Source organism: Bacteroides sp. An322 (genome assembly GCF_002161765.1).
Taxonomy (GTDB): domain Bacteria; phylum Bacteroidota; class Bacteroidia; order Bacteroidales; family Bacteroidaceae; genus Phocaeicola; species Phocaeicola merdavium.
The window spans coordinates 95,379-113,015 of sequence record NZ_NFIN01000009.1 but is presented as its reverse complement, the minus strand read 5'-3'; the positions used below and the strand labels follow the sequence as shown (position 1 = coordinate 113,015).

Sequence of the window (17,637 nt, the reverse complement as noted above, 5' to 3'; positions counted from 1 at the left end):
GGTTAAGATTGCCGCCATTTACACATCGGACATCAAATGGAGAGACTACTACTTACCGGACGATGAAATCGTTTAAGGTTTGTTAGTACATTTATCACCACACGGAGATTCATTATTAACTATTCATTATTAACTATCAAGAGAGTTCCAGCCCCAGTTCTTCTTTCAATTTCAGGAGGCTGGGGTTCTTTTTGCTCATCATTTGGAAGCGCTCCAAGTGGCTATAAGCACGTACATTTTCACCCTGCTCACTCACACGCACATTCATTGTAATCTTACGGTTATGAAGCCGCTCGCGCAAATGTGCCTCAATGCCTGCACCTAAATTCTGCATATACTTCTGCACCATATCATTGTCCACCACAACCTCGAAAGTCACCCCGTCTTCCAATAAGTGCGGACGAATGTTGCGCATACGTGCGGCATTGGCCGCTTCCTCTTTGGGGAGATTCACCGCATATTCAGTCCAATAAACATTTAAATCTCTTTCGTTAATGATATAATCCTCGTATGCTTGTTCTACGGATACAGACGGATTGGCGTTCGCCTGTACGGCATTCGTTTGTGCGGCATGCGGACGCTTAATGGAAATGTTCATGCTTCCCGCTTTCATCACAGGAATCTTCTTACCCGCATCTGTCTTTGGAAGCGGATTGGCATGCACCGGGCTTGCCTGAGCGGGCTTCGGCTGGACAGACGGTTGGTAAGCGGGCTGGGGTTCGGAAGCCACAGAAGCTTGTGCCGCAGGCTGGGACACCTGAACGGGCTGGGCTTGATTGAATACGGGTTTAAGTACTTGCTTAGGGCTACGCCCCTCACCCTCCGTATCGGGTTCGGTGAGTTGTGCCAACTGAATCAGAGTCAGTTCTATCAACAAACGTTTGTTCTTGCTCACCCGATAGTTTAAATCACAATCATTGCAGAGCTTCATCGCCTTGAAAAGGAAAGGCGCGGTACATTTTTGCGCTTGAGCCAAGTACCTTTCACGAATAGAAGCACCGACCTCCAATAAAGGCAGAGTGGACGGGTCACGGCTCACTAACAAATCACGAAAATGCGAAGCCAAGCCCGTAATAAAATGATTTCCGTCAAATCCTTTTTGCAACACATTATTAAAAGTAAGAAGGCAATCGGATACCTTGTTTTCCAAGATAAAGTCGGTCAGACGGAAATAATACTCATAATCCAGTACGTTCAGGTTTTCGATAACGCTCTTATACGTGATGTATCCGTTGGTGAAGCTTGCCAATTGGTCGAAGATAGACAAGGCATCGCGCATTCCTCCGTCCGCCTTTTGGGCGATAACCGTCAAGGCTTCAGGCTCTGCCTCGATATGTTCTTTCGAAGCCACATTTTCCAAATGCTCCACCATATCATTCACGTTGATACGGTTGAAATCGTATATCTGGCACCGGCTCAGGATAGTAGGAAGTATCTTATGCTTTTCGGTCGTGGCAAGGATGAAGATAGCATGGCGAGGCGGTTCTTCCAAGGTTTTCAGGAAGGCATTGAAAGCCGCTTGCGAAAGCATGTGCACCTCATCAATGATATACACCTTATACATTCCCACCTGAGGCGGGATGCGCACCTGTTCGATAAGCGAACGGATATCCTCTACCGAGTTGTTCGAAGCCGCATCCAGTTCGTGGATGTTATACGAACGCTGCTCATTGAAAGCCACGCACGACTCACATTCGTTGCAAGCTTCTCCATCGGAAGTGGGATGCAAGCAATTAATGGTCTTGGCGAAGATACGCGCGCAAGTTGTCTTTCCCACCCCTCGCGGCCCGCAAAACAGATAAGCGTGAGCCAGCTTATGGTTGGCTATGGCATTCTTTAAAGTGGTAGTCAATGCCCTTTGCCCTACGACCGTGTCGAAGGTAGAAGGGCGGTATTTGCGTGCCGATACGATGTAATTCTCCATACTTCCGATGTTCTTATTTAATGCGATAGTGATTCGTTTGCACAAAAGTACATAAAAATCTCCGTTTTTCTTAAGGACTTGCCATGAAATCTTTTTATCTTTGTCCCGATTATTCTTAGAAGCATTTTCGATTATGAGCAAACTAAAAGCCGTGTGGAGCTATATCCGCCGCCATAAATATCTGATAACCATTTTGGTATTCTTACTGATTATCGGTGTGTTGGACGATGAGAACAGTCTGATACAACGGATGCAGCACCTAAGTGAAATCCACGAATTAAAGCAAGAAATAAAGCATTACCGCGACCAGTATGAAAAGGATAGCAAGGCACTGAAAGAGTTGACTTCGAATCCTGAAATACTGGAAAAGATAGCACGTGAGAAATACCTGATGAAGAAACCTAACGAAGACATTTATGTTTTCGAAGAAGACCTGGAAAAGAAAGATGAATAAATACCGTTCAGCTATAGGCACCATAGGTGCCGTCTTGCTCTTAGCTGGAGCCATAATCCAAATCACACGGTTGATGTGGGCTCCTTATTTATATCTAGCAGGAGCTATCCTCTTCGCTTATACCCAAATAACCGACCGTTATGAAGGGCAAAACCTTATCATCCGACGTCTCCGCCGCCAACAAATGATAGGGGCGGCATTGCTAATCCTTGCCGGTGTCATGATGTTGATATGGAACCGCAACGAATGGGTGCTTTGCCTCACCATAGCCGCTGTATTGGAACTTTATACGGCGTTCCGTATCCCGCAGGAAATGGAAAAGGAACGAAAATGAAGAATTAAGAATGAAGAATCGCTTCACTCGCATGGAATAAATTCTTCATTCTTAACTCTTCATTTTTCATTTAATCGTCATTTCATCTATCAACCGTTGGATGCCCGCATACTTGTCAATGATAAACAACACATAGCGAATATCCACACATGCGGCACGCTGGAGTTGAGGATTATAAGCGATATCACCCGTCAAGCCTTCATAGTTACGGTCGAAACCGATACCTATCAGCTCGCCTTGGGCATTGAAGACAGGCGAGCCTGAGTTTCCTCCCGTATTATCCGTAGCCGTCACAAAGCAGACCGGTATACGTCCGTCGGGCATTGCATACGGACCGAAATCCTTCTCGCGATATAATTCCTTCAACTTATCGGGCACGATAAATTCGGGATTGTCCGGGTCCTCTTTCTCCATTACTCCCTTCAACGTAGTATAATACAGATACTCTTCTCCATCCGCCGGTTCATAGGAACCTATCTTACCATAAGTGAGGCGTAAGGTGGAATTGGCATCGGGATAGATAGCTTTTCCTTCTTTTTGCTTCAGAGCAAGCATACCTGCCACCCACGTCTTATGCGCACGGTTATAAGCATTGGTTTCTGCTTTCATCTCCTCACCCGTAGCCCGATAGCCTTCTTTGACCGAACGGGCATATTGCACCATCAAGTCATTCTTCAATTTATCCATATCGGGATGCGCCAAGAACGCCTCCAATGCTTCGGGTGTGCTGAATATGGAATTATCAAAGCAAGCATCCACAAAGGCATCGGTATCTCCTCCGAATTGCCCGTTTATCACCTCGAAGATGCTAATATATTGGGCAGAAGGAACCAAACGTGCATAAAGCGCTATCAATTGTTTGGATACTTTCCGGTCTACTTCAGAACTATAATCCTTATTAAAGAACTTCGCCCCTTCCGCTCTCAAAGCAGATACGGCTTCGTCTATCTCTTTCTTCTTCCCTTTCTCCAAAGCCTTCAATAATCCGTCTGTATCGGGCACTTTCGAGAACTCCGTTCCCAACATCAACGCTTCGTAAATGGCTTGCTGATGATAAACGGCATCATGACGCTTGGCTACAATTTGCTTAATGGCATCGTATGCCTGGCGATACGAATCATTTCCCGTCTCACGCCCGTATGCCAACAAGCGTTCTTGCTCAGCCTTTTTCCGGTCAAGCACTTTCAAGCGCACCAAACCTTCGTTCATACCGATAGCATTCTTCCAATAATTAGCAGACGAAGCATATTTTGCCGCATACTGGATGCGGGTCTTCGCGTCCTTCGCCATTTCCTCGCCCAATACCCGAAGCCGAACACCCCGCACGGTATCACGCATGAAGTTGGTGGTGGTCATACGCTCTTCCACCTCATCACTAATCATATAACGCCAATTGCGTCCGGGGAATCCCATAACGAAAGTGAAATCACCTTCCTTAATGCCACCCGCATTGATAGTCAAGTGCGTCTTCACCTTCAAAGGCACATTCTCGGATGAATACAAAGCCGGCTTCCCGTCTTTTGATGCATAGATACGGAAAATAGAGAAATCCCCGCAATGGCGCGGCCACATCCAGTTATCGGTATCGGCTCCAAACTTTCCGATAGACGAAGGAGGCGCACCTACCATACGGATATCTTTATAAACGGTCTTCACGAAAAGGTAATACTTATTCGCTCCATAAAACGGCTTCAATTCGAGCACCGTAAAGTCATCGGTCTTTATCTTCTCTTTCTTGGCAAACCGAGCCGCCACTTTTTCCAGATACGAAGGCGAAAGGTAATTCAGCCCTTCGGGGTCTTCGTCTTTCTTAAGTTGTTCCGATACATAATCGGTCACATCGAGGATGCGGTCGATGAACGTCACGGTTAATCCTTCGCAAGGAAGCTCCTCGGCATACGTCTTTGCCCAAAAGCCATCGGTCAGGTAATCGTGTTCCACCGAACTATGTTGCTGGATATAGCTATACCCGCAATGATGATTGGTGAGCACCAGCCCTTCCGCCGATACGACTTCACCCGTACATCCTCCGCCAAAGTGAACCACAGCATCTTTCAGGCTGATGCCTTCGGGACAATACACCTTATCAATGCTGATGTCCAGTCCCAAGTCTTGCATCACCGCCGCATTTTGTTTCTTCAAGTCGGTCAGCATCCACATGCCTTCATCGGCATGAGAAGCCAGAAAGCAAGCGGAAAACAAGGTTATCAATAAGGATTTTCTCATCATATTTGTTTTCATTTTAAACGCAGATTAACGCAGATTTTCGCAGATTATTAAAATTTTATCAATCCGCGGAAATCTGCGTTAATCTGCGTTTCTTCTAAAAATATATTTATTATTCTACTATCGTCATTTCATCAATCAGGTTCTTGCATCCGCCCAGTTTCTCCACGATGAACAACACGTAGCGGATATCCACGGCGATGCAACGCTGGAGATTGTTATCGAAATTAATATCACCCGAAAGCGATTCCCAGTTTCCATCGAAAGCAGCACCAATCAATTCACCGTTTCCGTTCATCACCGGAGAACCCGAATTACCGCCCGTAATGTCGTTTGTGGTCAGGAAGCAAGTCGGCATTTCACCATTAGGCAAGGCATAGCGTCCATAATTCTTCGTAGCATAAAGTTCCTTCAATTTTGCGGGAACCACGAACTCCGGATTGTTGGGGTCTTCCTTTTCCATTACACCCTTCAAGGTCGTATAATATTTATAATGTACACCGTCTTTCGGGTCATACGACTTCACATTACCGTAAGTCAAGCGGATAGTGAAGTTGGCATCCGGAGCTTTCGGCGTAGGAGCATACATTTCGCACAAGCCGCGTACGTAGGTCTTGTGGAGCAAGTCGATATCGCCACAAGCCTTGTCATAGTCTTCGTATAACTTCTGTAACATTTCATTCTTGCTGGTCGAATACTGGACCGCCAAGTCATTGTTGATAGCTTCCAGTGTCGGATTGGCAAGAAACGCATCGAAATTCTTCTGGTTAGAGAAAATGCTGGTATCATACAAGGCATCGATATAAGCATTGTAATCGCCATTATATTTCGTCTTAATAGTCTCATAGAAAGCGGGAAGCGCATCTGCAGGCACGCTCTTGGCATAAAGCGGAATCAAGACCTTAGCCACCTTGCGATCCACTTCATGGTCATAATCCTTGTTATGCACATTGGCATATCCTTCTTTCAATTGCTCCAATGCTTTCTCGATATCTTTCTTCTTGTTCTTTTCAAGCGCAACCTTCAGGTTATCGAAAATCAAATAAGTAGCACCAAACTCGATGCCTGAACGGAAAGTTTCGGTGAAATAAGTCAATTGCTTGGCTAGCGGAGTCACTCTAGTTACATACTCATCGATTTTAGCCACCACCGAAGCATAATCGGCATTGTTCTTTTCTTTCGCGAACTTAGCAAAGTTGGCTTCCTGTTCTGCCTTGGTTTCCAATACACGGTTATCCACGATAGCCTTGTTCATACCGATGGAATTCTTCCAGTAATTGCTGGACGAAGCGAACTTGCTGGCATATTGGATACGAACCTTATCGCTGGCAGCCATCTCCTTACGCAACACATCCTGACGTGCCTCGCGCACCTGAATGCGCGGCGTATTGGTTCCGTCCATACGGAGCTTCACTTCGCTTTGAGTCAGATAGCGGCTGGTGCTTCCGGGGAATCCCATAATCATCGCATAATCACCTTCCTGCAAGCCCTTCAAAGAGATAGCCAAATGCTTCTTTACCTTCAAAGGCACATTCTCGGCACTATACGGAGCAGGGTCGCCATTCTTATCGGCATAGATACGGAACATTGAGAAGTCGCCCGTATGACGGGGCCACATCCAGTTATCCGTTTCGCCTCCGAACTTACCGATAGACGAAGGAGGAGCAGCAACCATACGCACATCGCTATATGTCTTAATGAAGAACAGGTAGAACTTGTTTCCTTCATAGAAAGGCAATGCCTGCGTAGAGATACCCGGTTTTCCTTTCAGGTCGCTCTTCTTCAATGCCTCATCCGCCAACTTCTTCAAGTATTCGGAACCGAATGAATTGAGTTCCGTCACCTTCCCGTCCTTAATATCCTGATTTACCTGGTCGGTTACATCCACAATACGTTCCACAAACTTAAAGGTCAATCCCGGAGTGGGAAGCTCTTCCGAACGGTTCTTTGCCCAAAAGCCATCGGTCAGGTAATCATGCTCTACCGAACTATGTTGCTGGATAGCATCGTATCCGCAATGGTGGTTAGTCAGAATCAACCCGTCGGGCGAAATAATTTCTCCCGTACATCCACGCCCGAAGATACCCACGGCATCTTTTAACGCCACGCGGTTCGGGCTATAAATATCATCCACCTCAATCTTCAAACCTTGCGCCTTCATACGGTCGGCAAGGTTCTGCTCCTGCATCAATTGGAGGAGCCACATCCCTTCGTCGGCTTTTGCCGGCGAGAATACCGCACAAATCAGTGCGAGTGCCAGAACTTTTAGTTTTTTCATTTTGTTATTACATTAATATTCGATTCAATTATATAAGCGAGCGACAAAGATAATACAAAATATGGAAAATTATTCTCTTACACTTACATTTGTTTACCCAACCTGCTTCATTTTCCATTCCAGTTAAGTAAAATGCCCGTTTCATATAACTAAAACATCAAAGGCAACTATTTGCATGACGGCATCCACCCCCAGCCGTTCCGCAAAAGGTCTTGTAATAATCCCCTATTAAGTTTAATTTTTGATAATTTATTTCCACGGAAAACCGAAACGTTATACCTTTGCCACGTGAATTCTAAAAGGCTTTGTTGCATGTATAAGTTATATTTATTCTTATTCTTTTGTGCGATATTTTGTACTTCCTGCGGAAAGAAGTACAAGATAGAAGGCGTATCATCGGTTTCGAGCCTTGACGGTAAAATGCTTTTCATCAAAGTACCTTCAGGCGATAAGCTGGTCAATATTGATTCGGCAGAGGTCATACACGGATTGTTCAAAATGGAAGGAAAGGTCGATTCGACCGTTGTAGCTTCCCTCTTTATGGACGATAATTGTATCATGCCTCTAGTGATTGAAGAAGGCAAAATCGACATCAATATCAACAATGCAGGATTCACAATCCAAGGCACTCCCTTGAACGATAGCTTCAATCAATTTATCATCCACCGCAATTCCTTGAGCGACCGTGCCGATGAAGTGGAACATCTGGAAGCCCGCATGATTCTGGACGGCAGGAATCCCGATGAAGTCCAAAAAGAAATCGAGAAGCAACGCCAAGATGTGGCATCACAAATGGATAGCCTTGCCAAAAGTTTTATCCAAACCAACTATGAAAACGTATTGGGACCGGAAGTCTTCATCATCATGTGCTACGGTATGCCCTATCCCGTCCTCACCCCCGTTATGAAAGAAATCATCAACGATGCCCCCGCCTCTTTCAAGGAAAATCCGATGATTAAAGAATTCATCTCTATTGCCCAAACCAATATGGATAAATTGCAGGCGGTGCAATAAACTTATCTAAACACAGTACATCCCAAATCAAGTACATATAAATGCATAAATAAATGAAGCAAGGTTCATCGGGCTACGAACCCTGCTTCATACGCTTATGAACCCTGCTTCGTAGGCAGATGAAGCCGTATGCATTTTTTTGACTACAAAACATAAAAAAGACGCTAAAGCGGGAAACCAAAAACTCCGCACTTTAGCGTCTTTACATTTTATAGAATTCAATTCAAATTTATGCCACTTTCTCTAAACGTTTCATTACCGAGAAGATGAACAGGGCTGCCAAGAGGCAAAGCACCATCAGCGTGCCCCATACCACGTAAAGCGGCATATCACCCCAAAGCCAAGAAGCCACCGAAGTAAGGTAATTACCGATAGCCGTAGCCACGAACCAGCCACCCATCATCATACCCTTATACTTAGGAGGAGCCACTTTCGATACGAACGAGATACCCATCGGCGAAAGCAACAATTCGGCAAACGTCAATACCAAATAAGTCGATACCAGCCAGTTGGGCGATACGAACGAAGCGGTTCCAGCCTCGATGGCTTGTGCCTGATCGGTAGGACAAAGCAAGCCGACAGAAGCAGCCAACATAAGCACATACCCGCAGGCTGCCACCAGCATACCCAAACCAATCTTACGGGGAGCGGAAGGCTCTTTGCCACGAGCTGCCAACGAGCCGAATATCGCCATAGATACCGGTGTAAGGGCTACGACAAAGAACGGATTAAACTGCTGGAAGATAGGAGCGTCGACCGGAGTGGTTTCGGGAAGAGCCGCATAACGGTAGCCCAAGAAGACCAATGCAGCCAAGATAACGATGCCCGAAATAAGCTTGCCCTTTCCTGTCTTCGACTGGAAAAGAGAGAACAAAGCATAAACAATGAAAATCACCGCTACCAAGTTCCATACGCTGAACATCATGCTCTCCAATCCTTCCGAGCTGCGTGCGGTAAATTGCTTAGCGAAATAAGTCAGTGTCAAACCATTCTGATGGAACGCCATCCAGAAGAAAATCACTACGGCAAATACCAGACACAAAGCCACGATACGGTCTTTTGTCTCGCGCGGAGAAAGCTCTTCGTGCTTTTCGGTAGCCGCATTCGCGTTTTTATCCACTTTCACGCTTCCTCCTTCCACATGGCGGAACGTGCTGCGGAATCCGTAATAAATAGCCATGGAAACAATCAACGAAACACAAGCCACGGCAAACGCGAAGTGATACGAATCATTCTCGCTCACGCCCCAACTGGTTTGCGCGTATTTCATAATCTCTACCGCAGCCGTCGGAGCAAAGAGCGCACCGATATTGATAGCCATATAGAAGATGCTGAACGCCGAATCGCGCCGTTTGGCATAACGAGGGTCATCGTACAAATTACCGACCATCACTTGCAGGTTTCCTTTAAAAAGCCCTGTACCGCAACTGATTACGACTAATGCGGCAAACATAGCCACCAGCCCCATCGTACTGCTTCCCATCGGAAGTGCCAACAATACATAACCGGCAAACATCGCAATGACGCCCACCGTCACCATACGCCCATAGCCGAACTTATCGGCAAGAATACCTCCTATGAACGGTAAAAAATAAACTAAAGCCAAAAACATGGCATAAATGTTACCGGCTGTACTCGGCGACATGCCGAAGTTGTCCATCAAGAACAAAACGAAGATAGCCAGCATTGTGTAATAGCCGAAACGTTCACCCGTATTGGCGAGCGCCAGCGCATAAAGACCTTTAGGTTGTCCTTCAAACATACATGTAAACTATTTAAGATTAATAAAAAAACATTTTTCCACGGACAAAGGTATGAAAATTACTTATTTTTGCAAAGGAATAAACTCAGTACGTTATGAAAAAGATTGTTTTGGCTATCGATTCGTTCAAAGGATGCCTCTCTTCGAAAGAAATAGAGCAATGCATCGCCGAAGAAATACACCGCATCCTGCCCTCTTGTCAAACCGTATGCATCCCCATTGCCGACGGAGGCGAAGGTATGCTCGACACACTGATAGAGGCAACACAAGGGACATTCGTATCCACCCAAGCCCACGACCCGTTGATGCGGATACGCCCGACACGGTATGGCATATTGGGAGACCAACGGACCGCAATCATCGAAATGGCTGAGATAAACGGATTGACCACCCTCTCCCCTATCGAACGGAATCCGATGGAGACCAGCACGTATGGCACAGGAGAACTGATAAAGGACGCATTAGAAAAAGGATTCCGCCGGTTCATTATCGGCATCGGAGGAAGTGCTACAAACGATGCAGGCATGGGCATGATGCAAGTACTTGGAGCACATCTATATGATAAGCAGGGAAACGAATTAGAACAAGGAGGGAAAATCATGGAACAAATCGCACGTATCGACCTCAACCACCTGCATCCGGCACTAAAGGAAGCCACGTTCATCGTAGCTTGCGATGTGCAAAACCCGTTCTGCGGACCGCAAGGAGCCGCATACGTCTTTGCCCGGCAAAAAGGAGCGAGCGAAGAGCAAATCCGCCAACTGGATGAAGGCATGCGGCATTTAGCCCTTCTCATCGAGCGTGATTTCTCCTATAATATAAATAAGGTAAAGGGAGCTGGAGCAGCCGGAGGATTGGGCGGAGCATTCGCCACCTTCCTACAAGCCCATTTGCAATCGGGCATCGACCTGCTATTGGACGCCGTAGATTTTGACCGGAAAATAACGAATGCCGACTGGATTATCACCGGCGAAGGAAAAGCAGACAGGCAAACCGCCGAAGGAAAAGTCCCAGCGGGTGTATTGAAAAGAGCGAAAAAAGCCAACATCCCCGTCATGCTGATAGCCGGAAAAGTAGAAGATAAAGCATGCCTCCAGCAAATGGGATTCGCCCGAATCGTCAAAATATCACCGGATAACTTGCCTCTTGAAGAAGCCATGCGACCGGAGGTAACACGGGAAAACATACGAAGGGCAATTGGAAGGGAGTTAATAGTTAATAATGAATAGTTAATAACGAGGCATGGCTTTTATCACACACACCGTTATTAACTATTCATTATTAACTATTCACTCAAAAGAGAGTTGCCACCTCCGCCCTTGCTTCCCGAATCAAGTCTTGCGGAGCTAATTTAATTTGAAGCCCACGTATACCGGCACTAACATAGATAAAAGGAAAATCCAAGCAAGTCTTGTGGATATAGGTAGGGAAATGTTTCTTCATCCCGATAGGCGAACATCCCCCACGGATATAGCCCGTGAGCGGAAGCAACTCCTTCATCGGGATAAGGTCGCACTTCTTATTGCCCGATACCTTAGCCGCTAATTTCAAGTCGACTTCGTGCTCGCCAGGTATGACACACACGAAATACCCGCTCTTGTCCCCATGAAGCACAAGGGTCTTAAATACACAATCAATGTCTTCACCCAACGAAGCGGCTACATGCACCGCACTCAAATCGTTCTCGTCCACTTCGTATGGAATCAATTCGTATGCCACCTTTGCCTTATCTAGCAAACGGGCTACATTGGTTTTATTTACTTTCATAGTCCTATTCAAAATAAATTAGAACACAGAAACATAGAGGCACAGAGTTTTTATTTTCATATACAGAAATCGTATTCTCTAAGTCTTTGTGTCTCTGTGTTCAATTTCTCAATGACAACATATCTTCAATTCTTCCTTCAAAAACTTAGGTGTATAGCCTTTAGGGCTTAACGCCACTTCTTCGGGTGTACCGGTAGAAAGCACTTCGCCTCCTCCCCTTCCACCTTCCGGTCCCATATCGATAATATAGTCCGCCATCTTGATTACGTCCAGGTTATGCTCGATAACGATGACCGTATTTCCCTTGTCTACCAAGCGGTTTAATACATTCATTAATACACGGATATCTTCGAAATGCAAACCTGTGGTCGGCTCGTCTAAGATGTAAAGCGTTTTGCCCGTATCTCGTTTCGAGAGTTCCGTTGCTAATTTTACCCGTTGGCTCTCGCCTCCCGATAAGGTCGTAGAAGGCTGGCCCAACTTGATGTAGCCCAACCCTACTTCTTGCAACACCTTTATCTTATTCAATATCTGAGGCACATTCTCGAAAAACTCTACCGCACGGTTAATGGTCATATCCAGCACATCAGCAATGGATTTTCCCTTGAAACGCACCTCCAAGGTCTCCCGATTGTACCGTTTACCATGGCACACTTCGCAAGGCACCATGACATCAGGCAAGAAATTCATCTCGATAATCTTATATCCGTTTCCTCCACATGCCTCACATCTGCCTCCCGCTACATTAAACGAAAAACGTCCGGGCTTATAGCCGCGCATCTTCGCTTCGGGAAGGCTCACGAAGAGATTCCGGATGTCACTAAATACGCCCGTATAAGTCGCCGGATTGGAACGAGGCGTGCGCCCTAAGGGAGACTGGTCGACATTGACCACCTTATCAATATATTCCAACCCTTCTATCGAATCGTAAGGCAAAGGGTCTTGCAACGAACGGTAAAAATGTTGCGAAAGAATGGGTTGCAACGTATCATTAATCAACGTAGATTTCCCGCTTCCAGACACTCCGGTCACGCAAATCAGCTTACCCAAAGGAAATTCCACATCGATATGCTTCAGGTTATTCCCTTTCGCTCCCCGAATCCAAATCGACTTCCCGTTTCCCTCCCTGCGTTTGGCAGGCACTTCAATCTGCATCTGTCCGTTAAGGTATTGCGAAGTCAATGTACTGGTCTTCAACATCTGCTCAGGCGTTCCGGCAAAGACCACTTCACCTCCCAAGCGTCCGGCTTTCGGTCCCATATCCACCACATAATCTGCCGCAAGCATCATGTCCTTATCATGCTCTACCACTATCACGGTATTGCCCAAGTCGCGCAATTCCTTTAAGGAGTTTATCAGGCGGATATTATCTCGCTGGTGAAGCCCGATGCTCGGCTCGTCTAAGATATACAACACATTCACCAGTTGAGACCCGATTTGTGTAGCCAAACGGATGCGCTGGCTCTCTCCTCCCGAAAGACTGACCGAAGAACGGTTGAGCGAAAGGTAATCCAAACCCACATCCAGCAAGAACTTCAACCGGGTGCGGATTTCCTTCAAGATTTCCGTAGCAATCAAGCGTTGCTTCTCCTCCAAGAAAGGCTCTACGTTCTGCAACCAAGCATATAACTCGCTGATATCCATCGTAGCCAGCTGGTAGATATTCTTATCATGGATGCGGAAATGCAACGCTTCTTTATTCAACCGCGCCCCTTTGCATTCGGGACACACATCGGTCTTGGCAAACTGGTCTGCCCATTTCTGAGCCGTAGCCGAAGCGTCTCTTTCCTGCATCAGCTGGATGTACTTCACAATCCCCTCATAAGTGACAAAATAATCAGACGAGGCATGTATCAACGCGCTCTTTATCTTCAAACGCTCGTCGCATCCATACAAAATCTCGTTGATAGCATCTTCGGGCAACTCGCATACCGGTGTCTTTAAGGACGCTTCGTACCGCTCAAGCAAAGCCTCGATTTGCCAGAATATCATGCCGTTCTTATACTTTCCCAAGGGAGCGATAGCCCCTTCGTAGACCGATAGAGAGCGGTCGGGAATCACTTTATCGATATCTATCAGGTTGACATAACCCAATCCTTTGCACCGCGGACACGCGCCCTGAGGCGAATTGAAAGAGAAATTATGCGGAGCCGGTTCCTTATACGAAAGCCCTGTCACGGGACACATCAACCGCTTGCTATAATGGCGCACGCTTTCGGTCTGCGCATCCAATATCATCAATAACCCGTCGCCCTGCTGCATCGCCGTAGCCACGCTTTGTTTCAAACGCTTCTCCTCCTTATCCGTCACCACGGTCTTATCGATAACCACCTCGATATCGTGGTTCTTATAACGGTCCAGCTTCATGCCGTGCACAATTTCCTTCACCTCTCCGTCTACCCGTACATAGAGATACCCTTTCTTCCGCACCTGCTCGAACAACTCCTTGTAATGTCCTTTGCGGGTACGCACCAAGGGAGCGAGAATGAAAATGCGCTTGCCTTTATAATCACGCCGGATAAGGTCGAGAATCTGCTCTTCGGTGTATTTCACCATTTTCTCACCCGAAAGATAAGAATACGCGATGCCGGCACGAGCGAACAACAGACGCAGGTAATCATAGATTTCGGTCGTGGTCCCTACCGTAGAACGAGGGTTCTTGTTCGTGGTCTTCTGCTCGATGGAAATCACCGGACTCAGCCCCGTAATCTTATCCACATCAGGACGCTCCATTCCTCCCAAGAAATTGCGGGCGTATGCCGAAAAAGTCTCGATATACCTGCGCTGGCCCTCGGCAAAGATGGTATCGAAAGCCAATGAAGACTTTCCGCTTCCGCTCAAGCCGGTGATAACCGTCAGGCTATTGCGCGGGATATCGACATCTATATTTTTCAAATTGTGCACCCGTGCTCCCTGCACACTGATTGTTTCCTTTTCTTCTTTCATGCCTTATCTATGATATATCCTTGCAAAGATAGGGAATATTCCGTTTTCCGCCAATACCTTACCCGCTTTTCGATGCATCAAAACGTCCATACGCCCGGAATCTTTGCCCCACACACCGGACATCCCCCCGAAAAGCCTTCCGATAAAACGGTATATCCTTCCCGCTTGACCAGCAGATTCCCACAATCCGGGCAATGCGTGTCTTCGGCATCCGCAAGCGAAGTATTGCCGATATAGACAAAACGCATCCCTTCCTCTTGTGCGATGCGGCGGGCAGAAACCAAGGAAGAAAGCGGTGTGGCTTCTACCTCCTGCATTTTATAACGCGGGAAGAAACGGCTGATATGCAACGGATTATCCGCAAGTCCGTATTCTACCAACCAATGACTCATTACCCGGATATCTTCTTCCCGGTCATGGATGCCGGGAATTAGAAGGCGGGTGATCTCTATCCATACGCCCGCCTCGTGCATGCGCAACATGGTGTCTAATACAGGCTGGAGCCTCGCACGGCACACCTTCCGGTAAGCCTCATCCGAGAACGATTTCAAGTCGATATTTACGGCATCGATAAAAGGCAAGAGGTCGCGCAAGGGCTTTTCATTGACATAACCAGCCGTTACTAAAATGTTCTTCAAGCCTGCCTCTTGGCAAGCCGAAGCACAATCGCGCACATACTCCAAGTAAGTAAGCGGTTCGGTATAGGTATAAGCCACCGCTCTGCACCCGTACTTCTTAGCCAAGCGCGCACAATCTTCTGGAAGCAGCGTTTGGGAAGGAATATCCACCGGAGAGACTTGCGAGACAGACCAGTTTTGGCAATTCAGGCACGACAAGTTACACCCAGCCGAAGCCAAAGAGAAACAGGTCTCGCCCGGCAAGAAATGCAACAAGGGTTTCTTCTCAACCGGGTCGACATGCATAGCGCATATATGTGCGTATGCCAACGAATATAGATGCCCTCCCCGATTCATACGGCTCCGACACCGCCCGCATATATCTTCATTTATCTTGCATTGATGCGGGCAAAGCATACATACCACCGTCCCATCGGGATTCGAAATATAATAGTCCGCTTCTTTCATCTTCTCTTTTATTGAACGCAGAGACGCAAAAACGCAAAGATTCATTTTTAGAGAACAAAAAACGCAAAAGGAAAGCGCAATAACTCTGTGAATTTTACTTCCTCTAAAAAAATCCTCTGCGTCTTTGCGTCTCTGCGTTAGATAAATCACATTTATTTTTCTTCGCCGAATACAATCGCTTCGTACACATAGAGTTCCGCATCTTTCCAGCCATTCCATGCCAATCCAGCCTTATCACGTGCGCAATGCCCTAAAAACTCTTCCTTCGTCCAGCCCGTTTCTTCGGCCACCTGAGGAAGGAACGTACCCCGATGCTCTCCTTTTATTATATAAATGCCATGCCGCCCCAACTGGAACTCATCGATGGATTGAATCTTCCGCAACGGGGAAAGCACCGAAATCTCGATATCGATGTCTTTCATCTCGCTTTCCTTTACAGGATAGAAACGCGGGTCTTCGAATGCGGCCAATTTAGCCATATTAGCCACAAGACGATATAAAGGCAAAAAGCCTATCAAGTTTCCGATACATCCGCGCAACTTCCCTCCCTTATGAAGGGTCACGAATACACCGCAATGTTGTTGCAATGCAGGACTCATCTTCGTAGAATCGTAAGGCAAGTCCGTCTTTCGGGCAAGTTCATAATCAATGCTTTTACGGGCAATTTGCAAGAGTTGTGCCCGCTCTTCCCCGGTCAAGGCGAATGCATCCGCTTCCGCTTTCTTCACTATCGAAAAAGCATGATAGCCTACTACCCTGTCTTTATCCCCATAAATGGCATCGCCCGAATTGCAATAAGCCAGGTGTCGGACTTGCAAATCCTTCCGTCCCTCCATTAATAATAGGAGCACGGCAATAGGGCTTTGTCCGCATGCGCTGGTTGCCAACCGAGGCACACCCTTGCGGGCATTCTTCTCCAATGCATCTAAAAACTTGCGGAGCGAACCGCTCTCAATGGCTTCCCCCGTGGCTTTATCCACCCGATTGGCATCCTCATACGAAGGGTAATGCGAGAAATCGCTGCTGATAACGAACAAGTTATCCGAAGTGAAATAAGGTTGCAACGCCTGGGCAATTCTTCTTAATTTCGCCAAGTCTTGTGTACCGATAATAACCGGTACTATCGGAGGAACATGTTGCAAATGGACTTGCAAGAAGGGCAACTGAACCTCCAAGCAATGCTCGCGGGCATGGGCTTCGGGCACGTAAGTAAAGACCGGATCGGCATGCTTTAAGGCTTCGCACACTTCACGGTCCACTTTCACCTGCCCGAGCGGTGTGGCATAACTATCGAAAGCATTGTTCACCGAAGCCCCGTCGAATGCAGCCCGATGGCTGGGACCAAGCAAGAATATCCGTTTATAGACCGCATCAGACGGAATAGCCTTTATGGCTTCAGACGCAGTACTACCCGAATACACATAACCGGCATGAGGAACGATGACCGCCTGCACTTCTTTGTCCGCCTCTGCCGATGAAGCTTCGGACAAGAACGATACAACCGTTTCTCTCAACGTATCCGCATCTGCCGGATAAAAAGCACCTGCAACCGCCGGCATACGGACTCTCTTTTCACCCGAAGAGCAGGCGTTTCCTACACTATGTATCATAATCATTACAATTAAAACAAACTTCCATTGGGTATGCATGGCATTCTCTCTTTATGCCCCTAAATATACGGAAAAGATAGCATATTATCCACATCAAACTGACTTTTTTTCTTCTTTTCTGACAAATAGGCAATCCGTCTGACAAATGTTCCATCCGCTTCTCCCCCTCGGATTCTTCTAAGATTTAAAATAGCGGGCATTTTGCTTAAAATAGATTTCGTAAGTTTAAAAGGCAAA

Annotated in this window: 12 protein-coding genes; 4 read left to right on the top strand and 8 right to left on the bottom strand. The window is 46.7% G+C overall.

Annotation, left to right across the window (positions count from 1 at the left end):
* Positions 1–136: 136 nt before the first annotated feature.
* A complete protein-coding gene (locus tag B5F91_RS07040) occupies positions 137–1,924 on the bottom strand; it encodes a DNA polymerase III subunit gamma/tau (RefSeq protein ID WP_087428385.1) in 1,788 nt (595 codons plus the stop codon).
* Between the two features lie 133 nt (positions 1,925–2,057).
* Here B5F91_RS07040 and B5F91_RS07035 point away from each other — a divergent pair, with 133 nt between their 5' ends.
* Together B5F91_RS07035 and B5F91_RS07030 are read left to right on the top strand one after the other, a co-directional pair.
* The gene (locus B5F91_RS07035; protein ID WP_087428379.1) at positions 2,058–2,378 is read left to right on the top strand and encodes a septum formation initiator family protein; all 321 of its coding nucleotides are present in this window, start codon (positions 2,058–2,060) and stop codon (positions 2,376–2,378) included.
* Entirely contained in the window at positions 2,371–2,712 is a 342-nt protein-coding gene (locus B5F91_RS07030; RefSeq protein ID WP_087428378.1) for a hypothetical protein, read from the top strand. The genes B5F91_RS07035 and B5F91_RS07030 overlap by 8 nt, the downstream gene beginning before the upstream one ends.
* Positions 2,713–2,778: 66 nt before the next feature.
* On the opposite strand, the gene B5F91_RS07025 is transcribed toward B5F91_RS07030, so the two are convergent.
* Positions 2,779–4,938, bottom strand: a complete 2,160-nt coding sequence (locus B5F91_RS07025) for a S46 family peptidase (RefSeq protein ID WP_087428384.1) — start codon at positions 4,936–4,938, stop codon at positions 2,779–2,781.
* Between the two features lie 112 nt (positions 4,939–5,050).
* A complete protein-coding gene (locus tag B5F91_RS07020) occupies positions 5,051–7,216 on the bottom strand; it encodes a S46 family peptidase (protein WP_087428377.1) in 2,166 nt (721 codons plus the stop codon).
* Between the two features lie 312 nt (positions 7,217–7,528).
* Between B5F91_RS07020 and B5F91_RS07015 the strand changes: the two genes are divergently transcribed.
* Entirely contained in the window at positions 7,529–8,230 is a 702-nt protein-coding gene (locus tag B5F91_RS07015) for a DUF4369 domain-containing protein (protein WP_022038709.1), read from the top strand.
* 229 nt (positions 8,231–8,459) lie between these two features.
* Here B5F91_RS07015 and B5F91_RS07010 read toward each other — a convergent pair whose 3' ends face one another.
* Positions 8,460–9,992, bottom strand: coding sequence for a peptide MFS transporter (locus tag B5F91_RS07010; RefSeq protein WP_087428376.1), 1,533 nt, complete (start codon positions 9,990–9,992; stop codon positions 8,460–8,462).
* A 95-nt stretch (positions 9,993–10,087) separates the two neighbouring features.
* Between B5F91_RS07010 and B5F91_RS07005 the strand changes: the two genes are divergently transcribed.
* On the top strand, positions 10,088–11,221 hold the full coding sequence (locus B5F91_RS07005) for a glycerate kinase (RefSeq protein WP_087428375.1): 1,134 nt from the start codon (positions 10,088–10,090) through the stop codon (positions 11,219–11,221).
* A gap of 64 nt (positions 11,222–11,285) precedes the next feature.
* On the opposite strand, the gene ybaK is transcribed toward B5F91_RS07005, so the two are convergent.
* From ybaK to amrB, 4 genes are all read right to left on the bottom strand, one after another.
* Positions 11,286–11,759, bottom strand: a complete 474-nt coding sequence (gene ybaK, locus B5F91_RS07000; protein WP_087428374.1) for a Cys-tRNA(Pro) deacylase — start codon at positions 11,757–11,759, stop codon at positions 11,286–11,288.
* Positions 11,760–11,867: 108 nt separating this feature from the next.
* Positions 11,868–14,705, bottom strand: coding sequence for an excinuclease ABC subunit UvrA (gene uvrA, locus B5F91_RS06995; RefSeq protein ID WP_087428373.1), 2,838 nt, complete (start codon positions 14,703–14,705; stop codon positions 11,868–11,870).
* 77 nt (positions 14,706–14,782) lie between these two features.
* Entirely contained in the window at positions 14,783–15,790 is a 1,008-nt protein-coding gene (amrS, locus tag B5F91_RS06990) for an AmmeMemoRadiSam system radical SAM enzyme (RefSeq protein WP_087428372.1), read from the bottom strand.
* Between the two features lie 152 nt (positions 15,791–15,942).
* A complete protein-coding gene (amrB, locus tag B5F91_RS06985; RefSeq protein ID WP_239416333.1) occupies positions 15,943–17,400 on the bottom strand; it encodes an AmmeMemoRadiSam system protein B in 1,458 nt (485 codons plus the stop codon).
* Positions 17,401–17,637: the final 237 nt, after the last annotated feature.